Origin of the sequence: Butyrivibrio sp. WCD3002, from assembly GCF_000424265.1 — a bacterium.
Classification (GTDB): domain Bacteria; phylum Bacillota; class Clostridia; order Lachnospirales; family Lachnospiraceae; genus Butyrivibrio.
In genome coordinates this window covers 268,271-277,092 of sequence record NZ_AUJO01000003.1, presented here as the reverse complement: position 1 = coordinate 277,092, position 8,822 = coordinate 268,271, and the positions used below count along the sequence as shown (strand labels likewise).

General features: G+C 42.4%; 10 protein-coding genes. 9 read left to right on the top strand and 1 reads right to left on the bottom strand.

Annotated elements, in window-relative coordinates; all coding sequences use genetic code 11:
• The 9 genes from G608_RS0106615 to G608_RS0106575 form a co-directional block, all read left to right on the top strand.
• Window positions 1-1,406: Ig-like domain-containing protein (locus G608_RS0106615; RefSeq protein ID WP_196810150.1), on the top strand; the 1,406-nt coding region annotated here is incomplete at its 5' end.
• 245 nt (window positions 1,407-1,651) lie between these two features.
• Window positions 1,652-2,590, top strand: coding sequence for a transporter substrate-binding domain-containing protein (locus G608_RS20205; RefSeq protein WP_051208942.1), 939 nt, complete (start codon window positions 1,652-1,654; stop codon window positions 2,588-2,590).
• A 118-nt stretch (window positions 2,591-2,708) separates the two neighbouring features.
• Window positions 2,709-3,497, top strand: a complete 789-nt coding sequence (locus G608_RS0106605) for an amino acid ABC transporter permease (protein ID WP_026495371.1) — start codon at window positions 2,709-2,711, stop codon at window positions 3,495-3,497.
• Window positions 3,481-4,257: an amino acid ABC transporter ATP-binding protein gene (locus tag G608_RS0106600; RefSeq protein ID WP_026495370.1), complete on the top strand. Its 777-nt coding sequence runs from the start codon at window positions 3,481-3,483 to the stop codon at window positions 4,255-4,257. The genes G608_RS0106605 and G608_RS0106600 overlap by 17 nt, the downstream gene beginning before the upstream one ends.
• Window positions 4,258-4,358: 101 nt before the next feature.
• Entirely contained in the window at window positions 4,359-5,975 is a 1,617-nt protein-coding gene (locus G608_RS0106595; RefSeq protein ID WP_026495369.1) for an amidohydrolase, read from the top strand.
• Window positions 5,976-6,074: 99 nt separating this feature from the next.
• Window positions 6,075-6,419 carry a phenylpyruvate tautomerase MIF-related protein gene (locus tag G608_RS0106590; RefSeq protein WP_026495368.1) on the top strand — a complete coding sequence of 115 codons (345 nt, stop codon included), beginning with the start codon at window positions 6,075-6,077 and terminating at the stop codon, window positions 6,417-6,419.
• Between the two features lie 139 nt (window positions 6,420-6,558).
• Complete coding sequence (locus G608_RS0106585) at window positions 6,559-7,212, top strand: HAD family hydrolase (protein WP_026495367.1); 654 nt, start codon at window positions 6,559-6,561, stop codon at window positions 7,210-7,212.
• A gap of 91 nt (window positions 7,213-7,303) precedes the next feature.
• Complete coding sequence (locus G608_RS24120) at window positions 7,304-7,438, top strand: hypothetical protein (RefSeq protein ID WP_255345318.1); 135 nt, start codon at window positions 7,304-7,306, stop codon at window positions 7,436-7,438.
• Window positions 7,439-7,555: 117 nt separating this feature from the next.
• Window positions 7,556-8,107 (top strand): GNAT family N-acetyltransferase, encoded by a 552-nt coding sequence (locus G608_RS0106575; protein ID WP_026495366.1) that lies wholly within the window; start codon window positions 7,556-7,558, stop codon window positions 8,105-8,107.
• 30 nt (window positions 8,108-8,137) lie between these two features.
• On the opposite strand, the gene G608_RS0106570 is transcribed toward G608_RS0106575, so the two are convergent.
• Window positions 8,138-8,716, bottom strand: a complete 579-nt coding sequence (locus G608_RS0106570; protein ID WP_035794857.1) for a GNAT family N-acetyltransferase — start codon at window positions 8,714-8,716, stop codon at window positions 8,138-8,140.
• Window positions 8,717-8,822: the final 106 nt, after the last annotated feature.

Below are 8,822 nucleotides of genomic sequence, written 5' to 3'. Positions count from 1 at the left end.
CATTGTATATGGAAAACAGTAATAAGCTTAAGGTTCCAGCAAATCTGAACGCGGTCATATGCAGTAATGTTGATATTACAGCCGGAGCAGACACTGTAATAAATAAAATGACAATAAGTGAAGGCAAGAAGGTAAACTTTGAAGGAGACTTTACTGCAGAAGGGGATGTAAAAGTAAATAATCGGGCAGAACTCCGTGTAACAGGCGACTATTTGCAGAAAAACGGTGTTTTCGAGCCAGTGGGAACTGATGTAATAGCAGAAATTGATGGAAGCTTTTCGGTAATCAATAGTGGTGCTATTTGGAATAACGATGTAACTACAACAGTAAGTATTAGTGGAGATTTTTTATATAATTCAACATCCGGTACACAGCTCAATGCTGCGACTTGGAAGGTTAAAGGCGATGTTACCCAGGGCACGAAAAACGGAAGATGCTACATCGGTACTCTTGAACTTTTGACTAAAGGTGCTACGTTAGATATCGATAACGGAAGGATATCTACACTTGTTATAGACTGCGGAATATCCAATTTCGATATACCAAAGGTATGCTATGACAAGGTAAGAGCTACCGTAAAGGGAACCTTTGATGCTAATGGCGGAGTTTTATCAGACAGATCAACACTCATCACTTCAGGTGATAAGTTTGGGCAGCTGCCTACACCTACTCTTAACGGTAAAGATTTCGATGGATGGTTTACTGAGAAAAATGGCGGAGACAAGATAACTAAGGATACAGTTTCAGAGTTTATCGATGACTTCACTATTTATGCGCACTGGACGGATAAAGAAGTTGAAGATCCCGGTCAGCAGGAGCAGGATCCTATAGATACAGGTGTGGCAATCAAGGTTACCAGAGTTTCACTTGATTATACATCTGTAGAGCTTGAAGTCGGAGATGAATATCAGCTTACAGCAAGCGTTATGCCAAAGAATGCAACTAACAAGGAAGTTCAGTGGTCAAGCAACGTTGCTTCAATAGCAACTGTAAGTGATACAGGTCTTGTAACAGCAGTTAGTGAAGGTAGTGCGACAATAACTGTTAAGACAGTAGATGGTAGAAAGACAGCAACCTGCCTTGTAAGAGTAACAAGGCCAGTTGTAGCTCCTGCAAAGGTTAAGCTCAGCTCAGTAAAGAACAGCAAGGCAAAAACAACCACAGTTAAGTGGAATAAGCTTAATGGCGTAGACGGTTATGAAATTGAGTATGCACTCAATAAGAAGTTTACCAAGACCAGAAAGACCAAGGATGTAAATTCCGGAAGTGCTAAATCAGCTACAATAAAGAAGCTTAAGAAGGGTAAGACCTACTACTTCAGAATAAGAGCTTATGCATTTGATTCACATGGCCAAAAGGTCTATGGCGACTGGTGCGCAGCAAAGAAAGTGAAGATTAAGAAATAATCTTTAATAGAAAAAGCTGCATACATAAAATAAATAATTTATAAAATACAGAGCACTCTGCGGGTTAGTGATATGCAGAGTGCTCTTTTTATGCCCTTTTTGGCATAAATTATAAATAAATAAAATATCAACAAATTAGGTATTGAATTAATTTTATTTATGTATTAGTATGTATATTATGCAAGATTAATTGAATAAATATACATCACGGTTTTGAATAAACATAACCAAGAAGGAGGCATATTATGAAAAAGAAGATTATGGCAGTTATTATGGCAGCAGCAATGACATTCAGCATGACAGCATGTGGTGGTTCAAAAGCAGATACCGCACCTACCACAGAGGCTTCTACAGAGGCAGCAGCTGATACAGCTCAGGAGACAGAGGCAGCAGGTGATGCTGCAGAGACAGAAGAAGCAGGTGAGGCAGCAGCTGAGATCACAACAGTTACTCCCGGTAAGCTCACAGTAGCAACTTCTCCTGACTTTGCTCCCTATGAGTTTTATGCAGTAGGTGAGGATGGAACACCCACTCTTGCAGGCTTTGATATCGCACTTGCTCAGTACATTGCTGATTATCTTGGACTTGAGCTTGAAGTTGTGCCTGTTGATTTCGACGGTGTTCTCATGGAGCTTCAGACTAAGGCAGTTGACCTTGGCGTTGCAGGACTTTCACCTGACCCGAAGCGTGAGTCCATCATGGATTTCTCAGATATCTATTATGAAGGCGGACAGTCATTTGTTTGCACACAGGCTAACAAGGACAAGTTCACAAGCCTTGAGGATACCAACAATGCTGAGTATGAGATCGGTGCTCAGACAGGTGCCATCCAGGTAGATCTTGCACAGGCAAACAGCCCTGATGCTGATATCATTCAGCTCACAAAGGTTACAGACATCGTTGCTGAGCTTATCGCAGGAAAGCTTGACGGTGCATATATAGAGACAGCAGTTGCTGAGAGCTATGCTAAGAATTATCCTGAGCTTTGCGTAGTACTTGATGTTCCCTATGACGGAGCAGAGGGTTCAGCTATCGGCGTAAGCAAGGGTAATGATGCTCTTAAGGCAGGCGTTAACGAAGCTATCGCCAAGGCTATCTCAGAAGGTAAAATGGATGAGTTTGTTGCTACAGCTAACGAGCAGGCAAGCGGTGAAATCATTGAGGGTCTTCTTGATCAGCAGTAATTTCAAAAGAACCTGAAGCAGATAAAATGCGGACTCGGAAATGTATGTATTTCCGGGTCTGTTTTTATGGTATATTAAGTATTAACTATTAACAAAATTTCGGAGAGAAAAATACGTTATGGACAGTTTTATTAAATGGGAAAATTTCCCGAAAATATCATCATACTCCAGCCTTTTCTGGCAGGGCATGGTAGTAACCGTAATGCTTTCACTTTTTACAGTGGCAATCGGTTTTGTGCTTGCACTTATTTTATCAAGCATGAGGATGTCAAGATTTTATCCGCTGGCATTTCTTGGCCTTGATAAGGAAGGACATAAAAGAGAAAAGGGATTTGGTGTTACAATTAGTAAATTTAATCCCATTAGTTTTCTTGCGACGGCATACGTTGAAATCTTAAGATCAACGCCTGTAATTGTTCAGGTTGCCATCATATACTATGGCGTATTCGGTACTCTTATTCAGCTTCCCAGCTTTACTTTCCTGGGATTCATCAAATTTGAGAGATTTTTCCCCGGCGTAGTTGCTCTTGGAATGAACTCCGGTGCATATCTTTGCGAGATCATGAGATCCGGTATTCAGTCAATTGACGGTGGTCAGACTGAGGCTGCAAGATCCCTTGGTATGAGCCAGTTCCAGAATATGAGATACATCATTTTACCTCAGGCTATTAAGAATATTCTGCCTGCAATTGCAAACGAGTTCGTTGTAATTATCAAGGAGTCAGCGATCACCTACACAATCGGTGTTCAGGATATTATGTCAGCGGTAAATGCTGTTCGCGGTGCAACCTTCATCATAATCGAGCCTCTGCTTGTGGCAACGGCAATCTACTTCTGTCTGTGCTTCCCTACAAGTAAGCTGATTGCATATTTTGAAAGGAGGATGAGCCGTGGCGACAAGAGATAAGCTTATTCAGATAACAGATCTTGAAAAACATTATAATTTCGGTGCCATCAAAGCCCTTGATGGTGTGACTGTAGATATCGATAAGGGTGATGTAATGGTTGTAATCGGCCCTTCAGGCAGCGGAAAATCAACCTTCCTCCGCTCTCTTAATCTGCTGGAGGAGCCTACAGGCGGTGCCATAATTTTTGACAACGTGGATATCACCAAGAAAAAATTTAAAGATGAAAATGGCAAGTGGGTGAAGGTCGACATGGATATTCACAGACAGAAGATGGGAATGGTTTTCCAGCATTTCAATCTTTTCCCGCATAAGACCATCATGGAAAATATGATCCTTGCTCCCGTTAAGGTAAAGAAGGTTCCTGAGGAAGAGGCAAAGAAGAAGGCTCTTGAGCTTCTTAAGAGAGTTGGCCTTGAGGATAGAGCTGATGCATATCCTATCCAGCTTTCCGGCGGACAAAAGCAGCGTATTGCTATTGTTCGTGCGCTTATGATGGAGCCGGAGGTTATGCTTTTCGATGAGCCCACATCAGCACTTGACCCTGAGATGGTAGGTGAAGTTCTTGATGTTATGAAGCAGCTTGCTGAGGAAGGCATGACTATGGTTGTTGTTACTCACGAGATGGGCTTTGCAAGAGAGGTTGGAAACCGCATCCTTTTCATGGCAGACGGTAAGCTTCTTGAGCAGGGTACCCCGGAAGAGGTATTCGACAATCCGCAGCATCCAAGACTCAAAGAGTTTTTGAGTAAGGTTCTGTAATCGTATATATAATTGATTTATGAAAAGAGAAAGCAGTGGGATAAGTACACTGCTTTTTCAGTAATATGAATTAGAAAATCCTACAAGGAACAGGAAATAGGATGAAGGAAAATAAAAAGACAGCAATTGAAGAAATCGACAATAAGGCATCTTTGATATGTGAGGTTGCAGATAAAATCTGGGAGTACGCAGAGCTCTCTCTTATGGAATATAAGTCCTGCGATTTGTACTGTGAAAAGCTTACGCAGGAGGGCTTTGATGTGGAGAAGGGTATCTGCAATATTCCTACTGCATTTAAGGCAAGCTTTGGAAAAGGAAAGCCGGTCATCGGAATACTTGCTGAGTATGATGCTCTTTCAGGTCTTTCTCAGGAGCGAGGTGTTGCCGAGAAAAAGGCGTTTGTTCCGATTAAAGGTGAGATATCAGCTATAGGAACTGGCTGCGGTGGTGATTCATGCGACAGTTCATTGGAAAAAGGAAATACCGGACATGGCTGCGGACACAACATTCTTGGAGCGGGAGCCATGGCAGCGGCTATCGGAATAAAGAAGTATCTCAGTGAGTCAGGCTCTGAGGGCACAGTGATTTTGTACGGATGTCCCGGAGAAGAGGGCTGTGCATCCAAGGCCTTTATGGCAAGGGATGGCGAGTGGAAAAAGCTTGATGCTGCTCTTACCTGGCATCCCGCTGATTGCAACGAGGTTGTAACGGGTTCGTCAAATTCCTGCATTCAGGTTATGTACACTTTTCATGGAAAAGCATCCCATGCTTCCGGAGCTCCGGAGATGGGAAGAAGTGCCCTTGATGCGGTTGAACTGATGAACATTGGAGTGCAGTTTTTAAGGGAGCACATGAGCGAAAAAGCCCGTGTCCACTACGCTATTACAGATGGCGGCGGTGTGAGTCCAAACGTGGTTCAGCCAAGAGCCCAGGTTCTTTATATGGTGAGATCCAATCATGTGGGAGAAGCTGTGGAGCTTCAAAAGCGAGTTGATAAAATTGCTGAAGGCGCTGCCTTGATGACAGAGACCACCTTCGACAGAGAGTTCATTGACGGCCTTTCAAATACTGTTACAAACAGAAGTCTTGAGAAGGTTCTGTATAAAAACTTTGAGGAGCTGGGAGTCCCTGAGCATACTCCGGAAGAATTGGATTTGGCAGGAAGGCTTGGAAGGACCTATGAAGGCTTTGGGAAAGTGCCGGGAATTGGTTCTGATTTTGACGAAGAGTATGCAGCCGGTGTAAGTGGGCTTCGAAAAACATTATGCGCAAAGCTGAAGCTTGAAGGTGATGGAGCTAGTGTTTCTGGTTTTGGCGAAAATATTGATGGCAGCGTAGATGCCGCTATGAATAGTACTGCCGATGTAGGATGTCCTATGAACGATTTTCTGCTACCGCACTTTATGGGGAATGCTTTTGAACCGGGGTCTACCGATGTTGGAGATGTTAGCTGGGTCTGCCCTACAGCACAGATTCATGTGGCGTCCTGGCCCAACGGATGTCCCGGTCACAGCTGGCAGAATGTGTCGTCTGCAGGATCTTCCATAGGTCACAAAGCAGCTGTTCATGCCGGAAAGGTTCTGTGTGCTGCTGCAATCGATCTGTATGAGAACAGTGATCTTTTGAAGGAAGCAAGGGAAGAATTTGAGAAACGTACAGCTTCAGGATATGTATGTCCTATACCTGAAGGTGCCGTTGCAAAGGCTCTCGATATTTGATTTATGTATTTACTTATTCATGAATATTGATTTACATTAGATGTAGTTGTTTTTTGAATAAAAAGATGAGGTTTGAGTTGATTACAGGAGGACGAGATTATGCCATTTATTGATTCTAAGGTAAGCGTTAAGACAACACCCGAGCAGAGAAAAGAGCTTAAGGAGAGACTTGGTCAGGCAATAGCACTTATCCCCGGGAAGAGCGAGAGCTGGCTCATGATCGATCTTGCAGATGATCAGAACATGTTTTTCAGAGGTGAGGGAGATGCACCCACTGCTTTTATCGCGGTGAATATTTATGGCGATCCAAATCCGGCAGCTTTTGAGAAGATGACAGCAGAGCTCACCAAGATTTACGGTGAAGTTTTGGGAGTGGCTCCGGATCACATGTATATCAAGTACGCAGCTTCCCACGACTGGGGCTGGAACGGCAACAATTTTTGATTTGAGAAGAAGTGCTTAGCGAGGTTCTAAGGACCTGGCGGGACCAGCTCAGATTATGTTTGGAAAATGATTTTTGATACCCAATTTTCGGATACAAAAATCATTTTTCTTTTTACATGATAGATGGGAGGAGAAAGTTGTGAAGAAGTTTGAAGCGGTTGTTTTTGATATGGACGGAGTTATTTTCGATTCAGAAAGAGCAACTATGAATTGCTGGCTTGAACTGGCAGAAAAATATGGTATTGAAAATATGGAAGAGCCATATCTTGCCTGCACAGGTACTACGGATAAGAGAACCAGAGAAATAATGCTTGAAGCCTATGGCGACGATTTTCCATACGACGTTTACGCTAAGGAAGCGTCCAAGATGTACCATGAAAAATATGATGGCGGCCGTCTTCCTATGAAAAACGGCGTACATGCGATTCTGGATTTTCTTAAATATGAAGGAAAGAAGATTGCGCTTGCTTCTTCCACCAAAAGGCAGACCGTGGAGAATCAGCTAAGGGATGCCGGAATACTGGACTATTTTGATGAGCTGGTGACAGGTGACATGGTTTCAAAGAGTAAACCCGACCCTGAGATTTTTCTTCTTGCCTGTGAGAAGATTGGCGTAAAGCCTGAGGATGCCTATGCCATAGAGGACTCCTACAACGGAATACGCTCTGCTAACGCTGGCGGCTTAAGACCCATCATGGTGCCTGATCTTTTGCCTTCTAATGAAGAGATGGAGGAGCTTTCTGAAACAGTGCTTGAAAGTCTCATTGATGTGGTGGGATATCTAAGGAATTAGGCAGCTTAAAAGAATTCGGCAAATGCAGTGCTGCATTCTTTATGATATATTACATTTAGGTGTGAAATGAAAAAGATGAGGGGGAAAAATTATGAAATTTCACTACGCAGGTAAATACAGCGGGAATCCGGATGAACTTCCGTATCTTGAACACGAGCCGGGAGCAGTTCCGTTTAAAGAGGTTGAGGATGCCAAAGCCCTTGGCAGATTAACTACCGATAAGTGAAAAACAGACCTTTATCCGTGTGGGTATAGGTCTTTTTTAATTAATTGGATAATATTAAAATATAGAAAGAGCGACGGAACATTACACAAGAATGGTGAAGGAATGGGAGAATAAGAGATGTTGATTGAAGAAAGAAAATTTATTTTTCCAAATGGGGAAGAAGCGTTAATAAGAAGTGTTCGTGCAGAAGATGCACCGCTTCTAAAAGATCTTAGAGAAGCCACTGCGGCAGAGTCACATTTTCTTGCAAGAGAACCGGAGGATGGACCCTTCAATCTGGAGATAATGAAAGGCGTTCTTACTTCACTGGAAAACAGTAAGACAGATTTCATGATTAATGCTTTTCTCGGAGACCAGATCATCGGCGACCTCGGTGTGACCATGGTTCGTCCTCACCTTAAATATATGCACAGAGGTTATCTTGGAATGTCTATTCGCCAGAAATATACAGGACTGGGCCTTGGCAGCTACATGATGTCTCTTGCCATAGAGCAGGCTAAACTCAACGGCTTCGAGCAGCTAGAGCTTGGCGTTTACAGTGACAACGAAAGAGCCCGCCACCTCTACGAGAAAAGCGGCTTTAAAGAGTACGGCATCAATCCCAGAGCCTTCAAACTCCTCGACGGCACCTACCGCGACGAGATCATTATGGTGAATATTTTTGAGTAATAAGAATCCCAGGAAATTCCTGGGATTAATTTATTTGGTTATACCTTGCAAGCTCGCGTAATCATCTCTGAGCATGCCATAAATATTATAATCACAATAAACAGAAACCATTTTTCCTTGGCGAACGGTCCCTTCTTTTATAAAACCACATTTTTCCATAACCTTATTTGAAGCAATGTTTCTTACATCCGCATTTCCATTCAAACGGTCTATTTCTGTGTTCTCAAATATGAACCGTACCACTTCCTTTAAAGCTTCTGTAGTAATTCCCATATGCCAGTACTCAGGATTGATTCTGTATGCTATATCACCCATTCTGGAATTTTGGATATTAAATACCGAAATCATACCCACCACTTTATTGGATTCTTTTAGTACAATTCCCCAATCAAAATCAGGAGAAGGTTTTCTTTTTACCCAAGGGCGGGGATCAATAAACATAAGCTCAGGATTTTTCTCATTCTTACTTGCTTTTCTGCCCCAATATGTATAGATTTCATCTCTCCCAAGCCACTCTTTTAAATCAGGCACATCATTTTCGTTAAGCACACGAATAATCAATCTGTTCGTTTCAAGAATTGGTTTATCTATTTCATAATCTTTTAACATAACATCCTCCACAAATCTCGATTCTGTCTTTCTGCATCTAGACTAATGTAAAAAGAGACTTATAAAAAAATCAGTATTCATATAGTATTTATACATCTATAATACT